A 15939-nucleotide genomic window follows, 5' to 3' on the forward strand; every position below is an offset into this window, starting at 1 on the left:
TTACGTTGGGCCTGACGGCCTAACTCCGGCCTGACGGCCGGAAGGTGTTTGATGTGTCATGCCTGACGGCATGACAGTGAGTGGTGTTCGGCCTGACGGCCGATGGGTGGTGGGTGTCAGGCCTGGCGGCCTGACGGTGAGTTGGTGGGTGGGGTTTGCCCTGGCGGGGCAAAGGGTGGGTGGATTAGTGTTTTGTTGGGGTGTCATGCCTGGCTGCATGACAGTGGGTTGGTGTGGTGTCTGCCCCTTCCCTGTCGGTCAGGGGTGGGGTTGTGTGTGCGCCTGTCGGCGCTGATGATGTCATCTTGGTTTTTGGGCAGTGATTTGATTTGGTGTCTCTCTCTTATCGGTCGTTGGAAATGGCTCGTCCGTGGTGGCGCGGTGCAGGGTTTGGCCTGACGGCCTGGCTGTTTCGGGCGAGGGTGTAGCCCCGCCTCGCCAGCAGGCTCTCGCTGGACACCGAAAGCGGCCAGCGTCCGGCACGGCCTTCTCCGGGTTGGCCGGAATCCTTAGTTGCCTGCCGACGTCGAGCGAGCAACGCTCGCTCGACGTCGGCGCTTGTTGGTCAGGGAGCCTCCTTGTGACGTCCTGCGCGTTGGCGCGCGGCCTGCAGCGTGTTTCGCTCGGTAGGGGCGCCGTCTGCCTGCCGCGGCAAGGAGCCGTAGCGATCGGTGGCGATCTGGTCGATGCGGGCGCTGTAACGGCTTGCCGCTGCTTTGAGTGCCTCTGCCGGCGGCAGAAGGTCTTCTGCCGCGCGCAAGGAGCGCAGCACGTCTCTGGTCAGTTGCATGAGCCGGGCCAGCTCGTCGTCGGCCGTGATGCTGCCCAGTTCCGCGTGCCCTTTCCGGGCCGCGGCACGACGGGCTTGTTCCTCCATAGCCAGGATCACTGCTTGGCGTCGGCGCTCGAGAGTGCGGAAAGTGTGGCTTCCGGAGTCGGCCGCTACCGCCTCGGCGGCCTGGACCGCCTTCGACAGCTTCGGTGAGAAGCGGGTGGCGGCCAGCGCGGCAGCCTCTCGTTCCTTCCGAGCAGCTTCCCAACGCTGTTGCTGCAGTCCAGGCCAGGCGGGAAACTCTTCCCTGCCGGCAAGCTGGGCCCTGGTCCGAGGACTCGCCTTCTCGGCCTTTGTCAGACGGCTGTCCCATTCACCACGCAGGGTGAAACTGTAGGCGCTGCATCCGACAGATCCCCATCCACCGTATCCGTGGCGTCCATGCGACCAGCGGCCGTCGAAACTGGTGATCGGCTCTCCACAGTGCCGACACAGCTCGGATTCCTGATTCGTCAAAATCTACCCCCACGGTATGTCTCCCGGCTGACGCGGGCATCGCACGAAAGCCAGCCGGGTCATCCTTCCATCGCGCACTGACAGCAGCACGTTGTGGGCTGGCAGCTGTCTGGCCTGGGTGTGCGTCTGTGCCGTGTGCTGCCGGGGTTGGCGGCCTGGATGCCGGCCAGACCTGCATGTTCACGATGGAGCTGCGGCGGATGGCTGATGACATGGACCGGATGACGGCGCGGCTCTGGACCGGCTCATGGCCAGGCAGCACACCGGGGGCGGCGTTGGCGGTCTGAGGCAGGGGTGAGATCCAGACAAGTCTGACGGGGCCTGGATGAGGCAAGGCGGGACACCCCTGAACCATGGTGAACACCGACGGACAACCACGACCGGCAACACCCGCCGTCGGGGGCTGGCGGAACCTCGCCGCTCTGCAGCCCTCGTTCGTTTCGGACCAGCGTCAGTGCGCCACACTCCCCCTATGCCGAGCTTTCAGCACAGGAAGGCCGTAGGCGACGCGCACGAACTGCGGGTCACCCAAGAACTCACCTCACGCGGATGGGACGTCAACGCATGGGGCCAAGGTATCTTGACCGACCTCGTCCGGTTCGCACTGCAGGGAACATCCAGCGCGTTGCGCTGGACCCCCGACCTGATCGCCGCCAAGGAGCAGCACATCGCGCTGATTGACTGCAAGAGCCGGATGACCAGCCGCACCACCAGCCGCCATGCCGTGGAACGGGCCGCGGTCACAGCCCACTTCCAACTGGTCGCCTGGACACTGCTCCCCGTCTACTACGTCTTCGACAACCTGGACGTACTCACACCTCACGAAGTGCTGGCCACCGGTCGGCACGGTCCCTACTCGGAGGCAGGTTCCGGCTCCCGTACTACCTCGTCGCCACAGACCGCACCCTGGCCTTCGACACCGCCTTCGGGGCCCAACAGGCCACCGAGCTGCCCGCTGCTGCCTGACGACCGGTCCAGGCCATCCGCCAGGCAAGAAGCCAGGAAGACTCACGATTCTGTGCCTTGAGCAGAGCCCCTACACTGCGACAAAAACCCGCCTGCGCCTTCGCATCCAAGACGCAGGGGCGCAGCCTCACCTTCGATTGGCAGATCCCTGTCCGTGAACGGTCGAACGCTCTGCTCAGCCTGTGGAAGGCACGCATTTCCTCTTGGCCCCTGCTTTATGTCTGCGGCACCCGAGCGCGGTGCCTGACGTAGGCGGTCGGCGCAGAGATCGGTGGAAGCCTCTTGTCGCGCACGCTCGGCGGTTGTCTCATGTCCCCGTCGTCTCCGGGCTGGTGTCTGAAATGGCGGCGTGGGTCACGGTCACAGCCTGCTATCGACTGAGCGTATTGGCTGCTGGCGGGTGTACAGCCAGACGTTTCAGTCTCGGCTTTCGGCGGGCCGGGGCACTATGAGCTTGAAGGCGCGCCTGGGCTGTTGAGGGAAGTCTCTTGTTGCCTACCGAATCGAGTGACAGCGGCCACAGCCGGGGCTGGTCCTTCAGGTCTGCGGATCCGTATGGAGGCTTCAATCCGTACGGATGGAACGCTGCTGATCAGGCGCGGTTCGCTGCGGTGTGGACGAAAGACGGCGACGAGCTTGTCGATTCTCTGATCGATGTGTACGGAGCGATGTGGCCCTGGGTGTGTTCACGGCGCCTTCTCACGCGCCTGCCGACGCTCGCAGAAAGTCTGCACGATCTTGCCCGCCGAAGGCTGATCGGACGGGGCCACACTTACCGGGACCGGGCAGAGATCGTGTATGAGCACGCTGCCATGTACGGCTCCTTCTACACTGCGCGCGCCTGCAGGTCCTGGCCTGATGCGCTCCCACAGACCTGCCCTCTGTGCGCAGCCGCTTTCACGGCCGGGGAGCTCAACCCATGGATCATTCGCCAATTCGGGCCGGCACGCTGGTGTAAACAGTGCTGCGTCCGGGCTCGCGACGGTCATGACGGTACGTTGGCGCCTCGCGCAGCCTGCCAGGCGCTGACCGCTCTCTCGGCGAGTATGCGCGCCGCACCACCGCAGGACTTCTCCAAACGCCCGTCCCTCTCGACCTTCCGGCCGAACAGAGGGACGCTATCGTCGGCGCCATGGCTGCATGCCCGCAGGCCGCGACCCTCCGCGGCCTGCTGAGGGCTGGCATCCGGATCGAAGTCCTGCGCATGACGGACATCGTCTCCGATGCCTGGAGCCCCGCCCGGGGAACCTACTGCATCGCCTCGGACGGCCATCCATGCCGGTCTCTGGCCGAGCGCACTATCGATGGCTGGCTGAGCCGCCACAATGTTGAGCACCAGATCGAACCCGCATGGCCGCACCACCCCGAGCACAACGCAAACAGCCGACGCCGCGCTGACTGGCGGCTGCCTGACGGCACCTACATTGAATACGCAGGCCTGGCCAGTGACGACTACCTCGCGAAGATCCAGGCCCAGCGTCAACTCGCACAGCACGCCGGTATCAAGCTCATCGTCATCACTCCGCTCGATCTGGCGAACCTGACCCAGGTGCTCGGAGCGTGGAGCAGCAAGATCCGCACCTCATAGTGCAGGCAGGCCATCCGGTTGAAGATCCATGTAGGTGCGTTGTCAGGGCCGAGCTGGCCGCGCTCAGGAGCTTCCGCTGAGCGCGGGTGACCACCCGAGCGCCTGGATCTGGGCCCCGATCGCACCGGCCTCCTCTTACCGTAACCACACGAGCTGGCCCGGCTCCCTCGAACACAGTGCAGCAGCCCTGTACAGCCGCTGCTGTGGTGTCGTCCGCCCCACAGCGGTTGGGAAAGGACGCCACGGCACCGCGGTGGCGGAGGCAGCCTGTGGGATTTCAGGGCTTCGGTGAGTTAGAGGTCATCTCATTTGGGTAACTCGGTAGTCTGTGCGCCATGGTGGGGATCGTTGAGCGGCTGGTACCGGACGAGTTGTGGGAGCTGTTCCAGCGGGTCGTGCCGGAGCCGCCACCCCGGCCTCAGGGCGGTGGTCGGCGTCGACACGGCGACCGGGAAGTGCTGGCCGCGATCGTGTTCGTGGCCACGTCGGGTTGCACCTGGCAGCAACTGCCTTCGGCGTCGTTCGGCCCGTCCGGAGCGACCGCCCACCGGCGGTTCTCGGAGTGGTCGAAAGCCAGGGTATGGGCCAAGCTCCACCGCCTGGTCCTCGACGAACTCGGCGCCCGCGGCGAGCTGGACTGGTCGCGTTGCGCGATCGACTCGGTGAACATGCGGGCCCTGAAAAGGGGGACCTGACAGATCCGAATCCTGTCGACCGGGGCAAGTACGGCTCGAAGATCCACCTGATCACGGAACGATCAGGTCTGCCCATATCCATCGGCATCTCCGGGGCCAACCTCCACGACAGCCAGGCCCTCATCCCGCTCGTGAAGGGCATCCCGCCCATCCGCTCACGCCGCGGCCGACGGCGGCGCAAGCCCGGCAAACTCCACGCCGACAAAGGCTACGACTACGCCCACCTGCGGCGATGGTTACGAGAACGCGGCATCACCCACCGCATCGCCCGCAAGGGAGCCGAGTCCACGCAACGACTGGGCCGCCACCGCTGGACCGTCGAACGCACCATGGCCTGGCTCGCCGGCTGGCGCCGCACCTGCCACCGTCCTGCCCGCGCCTGTACTGGCACCTGGAGGCCGACGACTGGAGCATCCTCGGCTACGAGGTAATCGACGGCCGGCACGCCAACTACACGCCGGGCTCGGCCGACCTACCACTCGTCGAAGCGGCTCTGACCGAGCTGCAAACGATCACGGCACAGGCCGACGTCGAAATCAAAGCTGCTGCTGCCCGATGGGCGCACTACGCACTACCGGGCACCCTCCACCACTTTGCGAGCGACGCACCGCTGCACACCGACTTCGCCCCGGACAACATCCTGATCACGCAAGGACGAGCTCGACTCGTTGACTGGGCGTGGCCCACGCGGGGAGCCGCGTGGATCAACCCCGGCGCCCTGGCGCTGCGCCTCGTGCATGCAGGCCACTCAGCCGAGCAGGCCGTCGCCTTCGCCGGCCGCTTCCCGTCGTGGCGTAACGCTGCACCTGAAGCGCTGGCCGCGTTCGGCACCGCGACAGCGACGCTGTGGCGGGAGATCGCGGAGCAGGACAGCGACGCATGGAAACAGGGCATGGCTGCGCACGCTGCAGACTTGGAGCGAGTGCTCGGCGCGAACCTGTAGGCACATGCTCTGGGCAGGCAGCCTGATCGCGCCGAGCACTCGTCTCCACGACGGACGATCAGTCCTTCCCGCTCTCCGAGCGGGCCCACCGCTCGGCGGCGCTGCCCGGCTGGCCTGGGACGGGAAGGCCTGGCCATCGTCGCGTTCTGGGAAACAAGATCGGATTGGTGAGTGTAGGTGTGGGTGGGCTGGGGGAGGACGGGAGTGGGCGCCCGGAGAAGGGCGCTGCAGCGGTCCGTCCCAGGGCCGCTGCAGAATTTGACCAGGGGGACGAGCATGGCCAGCGGCACCGTGAAGTGGTTCAACTCCGAGAAGGGCTTTGGCTTCATCGCCCAGGACGGAGGCGGACCGGATGTCTTCGCGCACTACTCCAACATCACAGGCAACGGTTACCGCGAGCTGGCCGAGGGCGAAGCCGTGACATTCGAGATCACGCAGGGCCAGAAGGGGCCTCAGGCAGAGAATGTCGTCCGGGGCTGAGTCTCCGGCCCCGCTCATCTTCCTTCCCTCGGCGCCCGCACCGTGCACGGGCGCCGTCGGCATGTCGTGACCACTCGTGCTACGCCAGCGACCTCGGACAGCGAAGGCCGATTCACGCGCAAGCAGGCGCAGCCTCGCTGTCAGTGCGCGGTGAAGCCTGTGCAGGTGATGAAGTAGCTCGAGCCGTCGCCAACCGACCAGACAACGGTGTACGTACCTGGCGGGTAAAGAGCAGCAGCGCCAGAAAAGTCTCCGGGCCACGTCACGCTGGCCGAAGTATCGGATTGCACTGCTGATCGCGCCAGCCGTGAGGTGCCGTCGGGCATGTACACCCTGGCCAGCACCGGCATTTCGGCCTGCACAGGATCGAAGTTGCCGTACTTGTTGCGCAGAGAGAGTTCCACAGCGTCTCCGGCGCGGACCTCACCGGGGGCAACGTACTGCCATGCCCCGTCGATCTCGGCCTGCTTCTGCGGCCTGCAGTCCATCTGGTCCGGGAGATAGACGAACGGGGGAGGCTGAGGTGGCGAGGACGGCGGCAACGCCTCGACGGAAACCAGTGAGGTTGTGTCGGGGGAGGGGAGCGGCGCGGAACTGGCCGGGTCCCCACTTTCGCCCGGCACCGTCGCGGTTCCGGCGCTGGACACCGCAGTCCTCGGTGTACTGCCCGGCGCAGCTGCCGCTCGTTGCCCGGGTTGGGAGGCGAATGAAGCAGCAACTGCTCCGCCGATGCCGCCCACGACAAGCGCGGCTGCAACAACAGAGCCATACAGCCTCACTCGCCGGCGCCCCCGCGGGGCGACAGCCCACACAGGGTCCTCGTACGCCAGATCCCAGTGGAGGCTCACCAGGTCAGCCACAAGAGTCGGCTGTTCCTCAGGACGAGACGCGACAGCCGTGGCCTGGACAGCGAGCAACCTTGCGCAGCCGAGGCTGAGTTCAGCCGCGGTCGGCCGGTCGCCGGGATTCTTGGCCAGTGCCTGCTCAACCAGAGGCTGCAGATCGCCAGGCACGCCGACCAGGTCTGGTTCAGCCGACATGACGCGGAAGGCCACCGCATCGGAGGCACCCGTGCCGAACGGCAGGCGGCCGGTCGCAGCATTGGCAATGAGAGCGCCCCAGGCGAAGACATCACCTTCCGGACCGACCACACCGGTGCGGTAGTGCTCAGGGCTGATCCAGCCCGGCGTGCCCGTCATCACCCCTGTGCGCGTCACTGACGTGCCGTCCAGGGCGTGAGCGATCCCGAAGTCCAGTACCCGTGGACCGCGAGATCCGAGGATGACGTTTCGCGGTTTGACATCCCGGTGGACGATGCCTGCATCATGCACCGCGGCGAGCGCGGCCGCGGTTCCCGCAGCGAGAGCGCACAGCCGCGCCCCGGACAGCGCGCCGTTCGCAGCCAAGAACTGGTCGAGGGTGGGACCGGGAACGAACGCTGTAGCGAGCCACGGGACAGGACCGTGGGTCTCGGCGTCGAGCACCGGCACCAAGCAGGGGCCCGTGACCCGTCTGGACAGCTGCACCTCCCGGCGGAACCGGGCCCGGAACTCGTCGTCCGCAGCATGCGCCGGATGCACGACCTTCACAGCGATCCGCATTCCCGAAGGGCCGAGCGCGGCATACACCGTCCCCATACCGCCTGCCCCGAGCCGGCCGACAACACGGTAGGGACCTATACGGCGGGGGTCACCAGACTGCGCCGACTGAAGACGGCTGGACACAAAAGCACCTCTAACGTGATCAGCGGCACGAAGCGACCGGGCCGGCGACGCATGCTATCGGGCTCTCGTCTCGCTTCCGTAAGGCTGCTCCTGATCCGGGCAAGGCCGATCCGCCGCGGGGCCGTATCGCATCGCTTCGTGCAGCCCGCTGCTGCCACAACGGATTACCCGCCAACCCGCTCACCAGGGGATTCCTCCTTTCTCACCCTGGTTGTCAGTGCATGCACCTACGGTTATGAAGTGCCCTTCCAGGGGTGGATGTTGGACAGGGGAGGACTGGTGCACAGGGTTCCGTCGGACATGTTCCGTTTCACGACGGGAGACCGGGCCGAGCTGTACGGGGCGATCCTGCAGGCGTTCGGCACAGCGAACGAACGACTGGAGACCGCGCTCGGCCTGGACGAGGTCCGGGTACGCCTTCGAGATGTCGGCTGGCTGGACGCGATAGCCGATGACGACCTGCACGAGGCTTTGAGGCAACTGCAGCGGTGGCAACTGCTGGACCTGGTGCAAAACCACGCCGAGAACTACCGCACCGCAGAGGAATACGAGCGCCGCAACCTGCAGTACTCGCTCACCGGTCGCGGCGAGGCAGCTTTCGCCGGCGTGCAGCATGCCATGTCGGTCCTAGCGGCAACCGGCGCGCTACAGAAGGCAGTTCTGGAAGCAATCACCGATCGTCTGGACGAGCTCTACCAGCTTCTGGGAGAGCCCAACTCGGCCGACCGAAGGATCTTCAGCACCCTGCAGGAGCTTGAGGCGCATCTCGAGGCCCTGCTCGACAACACCAAAGCCTTCAACGGGGAACTGCCAGAGGCTGTTGCGTGCGGAAGGCGTCGACCTGACGGTCTTCAGGGAGGTGAAAGCCGCCACCGTCGCCTACCTACAGGAGTTCCTGGTCAACTTGGACCGCCGAGGCCACGGTGTCGCCGCCGCCGTGGCACGCGTCCAGAGCAGGTCGGTGAGCATCCTGCACGAGCGGGACCTGCGCGGTGCGGAGCTCCCTCCGGTCACCGGCGCGGACCCGGGCACGGTGTGGCTGGAGCGCCGCCGCGCACGCTGGGCCGGCCTGCAAGCCTGGTTCCTGCCCTCTGACGAATCCCGCCCCAGGGTGGAGCAGCTTCACGACGTCGCCCGCCGCGCCATTGTTTCCCTGCTGCAGGTCCTGGACTGCATCACCGAAGCACGCCGCCGCTCCTCCAGCGCGGTGCAGGACTTCCGCGAGCTCGCCCGCTGATTCGCCGCCGCGCCTCGCAAGCAGGATCTGCACCGATTGTGGAGTGCCGCGTTCGGGCTCGGCCCTGCCCGTCACGCCCACTTGATGCACCCGGATCCCGAACTGATCCCCGCAGCCACTCCATGGTCCGAGGCGCCGCCGGTGGAAGCGTCAGCACTGCTACGCACCAGTGGCCGCACCGAACGCTTCTCCCGCACAGCGAAGGTCCGCGACATCGCCGTGGTAAAAGCTGCCCGCGCCGAACAGGCACGCCTGAAACGTGCACAGCTGGAAGCCGCCTGGGACCAACTGGCCACCGACGGCCCGGTACGCCTCTCCTCGGTCGGCGCGCTCGACCACACTGTCTTCGAGCGCCTGCTGGACCTGCTCGGCAGGGCCCTGGCCGCCCGCCCCGACCACCACGGCAACCGCCGAGCACTCACTGCGGACGGCCGGGTGGAAATCGTGCTGCAGCCGCTGACGGACGACCGTTCCGTCATGCTGCGCACCACGCACGGGACCCTGACCACCGGCGACTACACGGTCGACATCCGCACACCCGGCACGCAGCCCACCACCGCACCTCGAAGGGCCGCAGGATGAGCACGCTTGCCAACCAGCTCGTCGCCGCCGAACGGGAAGACATCGCCCGCGCCATCCGGCTGCTCCTGGCCAAGCCACTGATCACCGAGCGCAGCGACGCCGCCATCTTCGACATCATCCGGCGACGCCAGGAACCGCTGACCAAGTGGTTCGACTACACCTGCGGCTGGAGCCTCGTCGTCGAATCCCGACGCGGCTACGCCCGGCTCCTCAAAATCCGCCACACCCTGGACTCATCCCGCCCCGCCCGCAGACTGCGCTCCGGCCGCGCCCCCTTCGACCGCCGCCGCTACATCCTCCTGTGCGTGACCGCAGCCGAACTTCTCGCCATCCCCGTGACGACCATCGGTCTCCTCGCCGGCCGAGTCGTCCAGGCAATAGCCGCCGACCCCGCACTGCCGCCCTTCGACACCACCAGCCGTACCGAACGCATGGCGTTCGTCGACGTACTGCGCCTCCTCGAGTCCTACGGCGCCCTCCAAGTCCTCGACGGCACCACGGAAACCTTCGTCGACTCGGAGCAGGCCAAGGTCCTCTACCGCGTCGATGCAACCCTGCTGATGCGCCTTCCCGCAGCGCCCATCGGCCCCTCCAGCCTCGCTCCGGCGCCGGACCAGATCACCGACCGCTTCGATGACCTGCTGCACAGCCTGGTACGCGAGCGCCGATACGGCGAAGCACCCACCCACACCACCACAGGCGCCGAACAGGCCCCAGTTTCCGACACCCAGCGCAACCTGTGGCTGCGCCACTCCATCCTGCGCCGCCTCTTTGACGACCCCGTCCTCTACCGAGATGACCTCAGCGACGACGAGGAGGCCTACCTTGCCTCGCCCACCGGCCGTCAGATCCTGCGCCGGGCCGCGGAACAGGCCGGCTTCGCTTTGGAAGAGCGTGCCGAAGGGCTCCTCCTGATCGACCCCGACGCTCTCGCCACCAACACCACGTTCCCCGATGACTCCTCCACCGCCCGCATCGCCGCTCTCCTCCTCCTCGAGGAGGTCACCGGCCCAGCGGGCGGCACCACCCCCGAACAGCTATCGTCCGCCGCCTCTGACCTGCTGCGCCGCTTTCCCCAATGGGCCAAGGCCTATCAGTCCACCGAAGGAGCCGGGCGGCTGGCGGACGATGCCTGCACGGTCCTGGCCGACTTCCACCTCATTCACCGGTCCGCCGGCCGAACCCTGGCCAGCCCCGCCGCCTGGCGCTACCGCGTCACCACCACCCCACCCGCGGCCACGAACGCCCCTGCCACCCGCTCTGCCAGTGACAACACCTTCGAGGAAGAAGCCCTGTGGTAGCCGTCACCCAGCTTCCGCTCACCAACAGCCACCAGACACAGCCACAGCCTCACTCCCCACCAGGCCGCTGGCGGCCTCAGCGTGCAGGCATCCTCAACATCTGGCGCTACTACGACGAGACCTTCACCTTCCACAACGGACGACTCCTGCTACGCGGCCAGAACGGCACGGGCAAGTCCAAGGCCCTCGAGCTGCTGCTGCCGTTCCTCTTCGACGCCAACCTGCGACCCAACCGGCTGTCCACCTTCGGCGGCTCCGAGCGCACCATGCACTGGAACCTGATGGGGGAGGGCACCCAGGGCAAGACCCGCGTCGGCTACGTGTGGATGGAGTTCGCCAAACCCCACCCGGACACAGGGGAACTGAAGTGGTTCACCTGCGGAGCACGACTGCAGGCCAGCGTCCACACCAGCACCGTCCGTCCCGACTACTTCACCACCAGCCAGCGCATCGACGCGCATACCGGACTGTCCCTGGTCAACGAATCGGGCCAGCCCCCCCCCCACCCGCCAAGCACTCACCGACGCCCTCCACGGCCAAGGCGAAATGCACGCCTCCGCGGCTGACTACCGCACCACGGTCCGCCAAACCCTCTTCGACGGCATGACCGAACAGCGCTACGAGGCACTGATCACAGCCCTGCTGCAACTACGCCAGCCCAAACTCTCCGAACGCCTCGACCCCTCTCTGCTCTCCGCCCTTCTCTCCCGCGCCCTGCCCCCGCTCGGCCACGGCGAGATCACCGAACTCGCCGAGGGCTTTGAACGCCTGGACCGGCAGCGCGAGCAGCTCAAACAACTCGACGAAGAGGTCACCGCCGCCACCCAGATCGCCACCCAGCAGCGCGGCTACACCCAACGCGTCCTGCGCGCCGCCGCAGCCACGCTCATCTCGGCCACCACCGACATGGACAACTACACCCGCACTGCCCGCGAGAGCGCCGACAACCTCCACCAGGCCACCACCGGACACACCGAAGGCACCGAACGCCTCAACGAGCTCCGCCAACGCGAACAGGAACTCGAAGGCGCCGTCGAAGGCCTGATCGACAGCGACGACTACAAGAAGGCAAAGAGCTCGACCGGCTGCGCCGCCGTACCGAAGAAGCCCAGGCAACCGCCCGCACCTCGCGTCAGAACGCCACCACGAAGCAGAACACCGCCGCCACTGATACCCAGCAGGCAGCCAGCGCTGCCGACCAGGCCGACCAACATGCCGACCACGTGCGCGCCGTCCTCGACGACCCCCAGCAAGCAGCACGCCGAACCGGCATGGAATCCGCCTGCCTCGAAGCCCAGACCGCCTTCACCACCCCCGTCGACCCGGCCACCGCCCCCGACCGGATCCGCTCCCTGCTGCGGGGCGCCACGACCGCACGCCGCGACCAGATCAACCAGGTCGACTCAGCAATCAACACCCACCAACACGCCGTACGCGACCGCACCCGCGCCGAGAGCGACCTGGACGGCGCCCGCAGCCGACTGAGCGAGGCAATCAGCCGACGCGACCAAGTAGCCAACGCCTACACCGACGCACTGCAGCACCACACATCCCTCCTGCTCGAATGGGCCACCAACTGCCGCGAGCTGCGCATCACGGACCTCGACAACCTCGCCTCCCGCGCCGCCTCGGAAAGCGACATCCTCGCCCTGGTCGAACCCGCGCTGCGCACCGCCGATCAGGACATCACTACCCACGACACCCAGGCCCGCGCCCAGCGCGACAACGCTCTGGCCGACCGCACCGACCGCACCGACCGCACCGACCGCACCGACCGCACCGACCGCATCGAACAGCTGCGCCAGCAAGCCGACCTGCCACCACCGACCCCAGCCACCCGCACGACCGACCGCACCACCCTGCCCGGCGCCCCCCTGTGGCAGCTGATCACCTTCACCGAGGACACCCCCACCACCGTCCAGGCAGGCGTCGAAGCGGCCCTGCAGGCCGCAGGCCTCCTCGACGCCTGGATCACACCCCACGGCGAACTCAACCTCCCCGGCCACGACACCCTCGCCGAAGCCACCTTCACCCACCCAGCCCACGGCTCCTCCCTGCTGCACGTCCTGCGCCCCGAACCCGACATCCCGGTTCCCGAACAACGGGTGACCCAGCTTCTCGCCGGCATCGCCTACGGCACCCGCCTGCCCACCGACCACCCAGCTGCCATCGGCGCCGACGGCAGCTGGCGCCTGGCCGCCGCCACCGGCACCTGGAACAAACCCGAACCGGCCTACATCGGAGCCCTCGCCCGCCACCGAGCCCGCCAACGCCACATCGCCCACCTCACCGAGCAGCTCACCCACGTCCACACCGTCATCGCCGCCCTCGACACCGACATCCGCGCCCTGGCGGACCGCCGCACCCGCCTCGACGCCGACCTCGCCCCCCCACCACGCACCGACCTGGAGACCACACTCCGGGCATGGGACCGAGCAGAAGAAGGACTCGGCTCCCGCAACGACGCCGTTCAGGCCGCCGCCTCCCACCTCGAGGACCGCGAAGCCGACGTCACCCGGGCCATGCGCACCCTGAGCACGCTGTCCGCCCAGCACAGCCTGCCCACCGACCGACAACTGCTGACCGACCTGACCACCGCCCTCAACACCTTCCAGGAAACAGCCAGCCTCTGGGCAGATGCCCTCATGACCTTCACCAGCGCCCAGGGCCGGTCCACCACCGCCCACGCCCACGCCCAAGCCGAACGCTCCCGCGAAGCCGCCCACGAACAAGAAGAACAGGCCACCCAGGCTGAAGCCGAAGCCCTTTCCCTCGCCGCAACCCTGCAAGCCGTCGAAAGCACCACCGGCGAAGACTTCCGCCACGTAGCCACCCGCATCAGCGTCCTGCGCACCGAGCGCAACACTTGCCGAAACCACGTCACCACCACCGACACCCAGCTCCGCAGCCTCGAGCGCCGCATGGCCACCCTGGAAGCCACAGTGGCCCAGGACACCAAAGACCGGGACGAAGCCGCCCGCATACGGGACAGGGCAGCCCACCGCCTCCGACACCTCTGCTTGACAGGCCTCACCGACGACGCCGACCTGACCCTCCAACTCACCGCCCACGACGGCGCCCGCGCCACCCTGGAAGCAGCCCGCACCACCGCCGCACGCTGGCCCAACCTGCCCCACGAACCCCGCAACCTCAGCGACGCCCTCAACCGGCTCTCCGAAGCCATCCACGAAGCCCGCCAACATCTAGGGCCTGTCTGACAAATGATCACCCGTGGACTCGCGGAGCCAGAGGATCAAGGAAGCCAGGACAACTCCGGCACGGTAGCGGTCGCCGAGCTTGTCGAACCGGGTCGCGATCGCGCGGAACTGCTTGAGGCGGGCGAAGCATCGTTCGACGACGTTGCGGTCGCGATAGGTGACCTTGTCGAAGGCCGGCGGCCGGCCGCCGAGGGCTCCGCGTCGGCGGCGGTTCGCCGCCTGGTCGCGGCGCTCGGGGATCGTGGCAGCGATGCCCCGGCGCCTCAGCAGATGACGGATGGACCTGCTGGAATACGCCTTGTCACCCAGCACACGATCCGGTGTCGTGCGCGGGCGGCCCGTGCCGAGGCGCGGGGCGCGGATGCCGTCGAGGACCTGGCCGAACGCCGTAGCGTCGTTGACGTTGCCGGGCGTGAACACAATCGACAGGGGCAGGCCCCGGCCATCGACGGCGAGATGGACTTTGGTGGTCAGTCCGCCTCGGGAGCGGCCGAGGGCCTGGCACGCTTGCGAGCCGCCCGGATCTTCCAGTTCGTCCCCGTTCGCATCCCCTTTTTGCGGGCGCCCACTGCGTGCTGGTGGGCTCGGTTGATGGTGGAGTCGACGGAGACCGTCCATTCCACCCGGCCCACCGCGTCATCGCGGACCTGAACATGCTCCAGCAACCGTGCCCAGGTGCCGTCCGCCTCCCAGCGGGCGAACCGCTCGTAGACGGTCTGCCACGGCCCGAACCGGTCGGGAAGATCCCGCCACGGAGCCCCGGTCCGCAGCCGCCACAGCACCCCGTTGACCACCTGCCGGTGATCACGCCACGGACGGCCCCGTCCGCCCACATGAGGCAAAAGGGGCTCTATCCGCCTCCATGCCGCGTCCGTCAGCTCACCTCGACCTGCCACAAGATCAATTATCAGACCGGCTATAGAGTCCTGCCCGTGGTGAATCATCAGGACGAGACCAGGACGGCCTACGACGGTGTCGTTGAGCTGTACGCATCGCTGTTCGCAAACCGGCTGGAGACACAACCTTTCTCCCGGGCCATGATCGGCACCTTCGCCGAACTGGTGCGCGCGACGGGCAACCCGCGGGCAGCGGACGTCGGGTGCGGGCCCGGACATCTGACAGCCATGCTGCACGAACTCGGCCTGGACGCCTTCGGACTCGACCTTGCCCCCGGCATGGTCGACCACGCCCGGCAGGCCCATCCGGCGCTGCGCTTCCAAGAGGCGCGGATGGAATCCCTGCCGATCGAGGACGCCGCGCTCGGCGGCGTGCTGGCCCACTACTCAATGATCCACACCCCTCCTGGAGAACTACCGGAGCTGCTCACCGAACTGGTGCGCGTCCTGGCGCCGGACGGTCTGCTCCTGGTCTCCTTCTTCGGGACCGACGGACAAGAACCGGTCCGGTTCGACCACAAGGTGGCGCCCGCCTACAGCTGGCCGGTGGATCGCCTCGCCGAACTGCTGGGCGATGCTGGGCTCAACCCTTCGCCCGGCTGCTCCACGATCCAGCCTCTGATCGGGGCTTCCTCGACGCCCATCTGCTGGCCCGCCGTTCGTAGCCACTGCCCAGTCCCCGGCCGCTCGGCGCACCTCCAGATTGCCAGCTCAGCCGAATCTCGCTGATCAGACTGGAATTGTCAGACAGGCCCTAGGCCGTTGAGCCGACCTCGACCTGCAAGCAGACGACGACGCCCACATCTTCACCGCCTCCATGGACGGCCTGCGCGTCGGCGCCACCGGCCTGCTCGACACACTCACCGCCGAACGCGACAGCAGCCGCCAAGACATCACCACCGCCGAACGTCGTCTCTTCGACCAGACCCTCACCGGCGACACCCGCCGCCACCTCGCCGCCCGCATCCGCCAGGCCAACGAACTCGTCGACAAGACGAACGGCCACCTCAAACGCGTCCGC

The 15939-nt window shown here is 67.4% G+C and carries 11 protein-coding genes and 4 pseudogenes; 10 read left to right on the forward strand and 5 right to left on the reverse strand.

Annotation, left to right across the window (positions count from 1 at the left end):
- Nucleotides 1–565: 565 nt before the first annotated feature.
- Nucleotides 566–1288: a hypothetical protein gene (locus tag RI138_RS00005; protein WP_311118175.1), complete on the reverse strand. Its 723-nt coding sequence runs from the start codon at nt 1286–1288 to the stop codon at nt 566–568.
- A gap of 472 nt (nt 1289–1760) precedes the next feature.
- On the opposite strand from RI138_RS00005, the gene RI138_RS00010 reads away from it, so the two are divergent.
- From RI138_RS00010 to RI138_RS00025, 4 genes and pseudogenes are all read left to right on the forward strand, one after another.
- Nucleotides 1761–2315 carry a hypothetical protein gene (locus RI138_RS00010; RefSeq protein WP_311118176.1) on the forward strand — a complete coding sequence of 185 codons (555 nt, stop codon included), beginning with the start codon at nt 1761–1763 and terminating at the stop codon, nt 2313–2315.
- A gap of 1071 nt (nt 2316–3386) precedes the next feature.
- The gene (locus RI138_RS00015; RefSeq protein WP_311118177.1) at nt 3387–3842 is read left to right on the forward strand and encodes a hypothetical protein; all 456 of its coding nucleotides are present in this window, start codon (nt 3387–3389) and stop codon (nt 3840–3842) included.
- 335 nt (nt 3843–4177) lie between these two features.
- Nucleotides 4178–4893: pseudogene (locus RI138_RS00020) on the forward strand (IS5 family transposase); the annotation flags it as partial.
- 863 nt (nt 4894–5756) lie between these two features.
- Nucleotides 5757–5960: a cold-shock protein gene (locus RI138_RS00025; protein WP_311118178.1), complete on the forward strand. Its 204-nt coding sequence runs from the start codon at nt 5757–5759 to the stop codon at nt 5958–5960.
- Nucleotides 5961–6100: 140 nt separating this feature from the next.
- Here RI138_RS00025 and RI138_RS00030 read toward each other — a convergent pair whose 3' ends face one another.
- Nucleotides 6101–7597, reverse strand: a complete 1497-nt coding sequence (locus RI138_RS00030) for a protein kinase domain-containing protein (RefSeq protein WP_398862027.1) — start codon at nt 7595–7597, stop codon at nt 6101–6103.
- A 387-nt stretch (nt 7598–7984) separates the two neighbouring features.
- On the opposite strand from RI138_RS00030, the pseudogene RI138_RS32515 reads away from it, so the two are divergent.
- Nucleotides 7985–8434, forward strand: a pseudogene (locus tag RI138_RS32515) (DUF2397 family protein); the annotation flags it as partial.
- On the opposite strand, the gene RI138_RS32520 reads toward RI138_RS32515, so the two are convergent.
- Nucleotides 8330–8557 carry a hypothetical protein gene (locus tag RI138_RS32520; protein ID WP_449343306.1) on the reverse strand — a complete coding sequence of 76 codons (228 nt, stop codon included), beginning with the start codon at nt 8555–8557 and terminating at the stop codon, nt 8330–8332. The pseudogene RI138_RS32515 and the gene RI138_RS32520 sit on opposite strands and share 105 nt — an antisense overlap.
- Between RI138_RS32520 and RI138_RS32525 the strand changes: the two are divergent.
- The 4 genes and pseudogenes from RI138_RS32525 to RI138_RS00050 all read left to right on the forward strand — a co-directional run bounded on the left by RI138_RS32525 (nt 8544) and on the right by RI138_RS00050 (nt 14022).
- Nucleotides 8544–9503 (forward strand): annotated as a pseudogene (locus RI138_RS32525) (TIGR02677 family protein). The gene RI138_RS32520 and the pseudogene RI138_RS32525 sit on opposite strands and share 14 nt — an antisense overlap.
- Nucleotides 9500–10804 (forward strand): TIGR02678 family protein, encoded by a 1305-nt coding sequence (locus tag RI138_RS00040; protein WP_311118180.1) that lies wholly within the window; start codon nt 9500–9502, stop codon nt 10802–10804. The pseudogene RI138_RS32525 and the gene RI138_RS00040 overlap by 4 nt, the downstream one beginning before the upstream one ends.
- The gene (locus RI138_RS00045; RefSeq protein WP_311118181.1) at nt 10798–11370 is read left to right on the forward strand and encodes a hypothetical protein; all 573 of its coding nucleotides are present in this window, start codon (nt 10798–10800) and stop codon (nt 11368–11370) included. The genes RI138_RS00040 and RI138_RS00045 overlap by 7 nt, the downstream gene beginning before the upstream one ends.
- A 705-nt stretch (nt 11371–12075) precedes the next feature.
- Complete coding sequence (locus RI138_RS00050; protein ID WP_311118182.1) at nt 12076–14022, forward strand: hypothetical protein; 1947 nt, start codon at nt 12076–12078, stop codon at nt 14020–14022.
- On the opposite strand, the gene RI138_RS00055 is transcribed toward RI138_RS00050, so the two are convergent.
- A protein-coding gene (locus tag RI138_RS00055; protein ID WP_398862030.1) for an IS5 family transposase occupies nt 14008–14918 on the reverse strand; the annotation gives its coding sequence in 2 pieces (ribosomal slippage) (nt 14008–14564 and nt 14564–14918; 912 coding nt in all). The two genes, RI138_RS00050 and RI138_RS00055, sit on opposite strands and share 15 nt — an antisense overlap.
- A 36-nt stretch (nt 14919–14954) precedes the next feature.
- Between RI138_RS00055 and RI138_RS00060 the strand changes: the two are divergent.
- Nucleotides 14955–15583: pseudogene (locus RI138_RS00060) on the forward strand (class I SAM-dependent methyltransferase).
- An 89-nt stretch (nt 15584–15672) separates the two neighbouring features.
- Here the strand turns inward: RI138_RS00060 and RI138_RS00065 are convergent.
- Complete coding sequence (locus RI138_RS00065) at nt 15673–15924, reverse strand: hypothetical protein (protein WP_311118184.1); 252 nt, start codon at nt 15922–15924, stop codon at nt 15673–15675.
- Between the last annotated feature and the right edge of the window lie 15 nt (nt 15925–15939).

The organism is Streptomyces durocortorensis (genome assembly GCF_031760065.1).
In the GTDB taxonomy this organism is placed as follows: Bacteria; Actinomycetota; Actinomycetes; order Streptomycetales; family Streptomycetaceae; genus Streptomyces.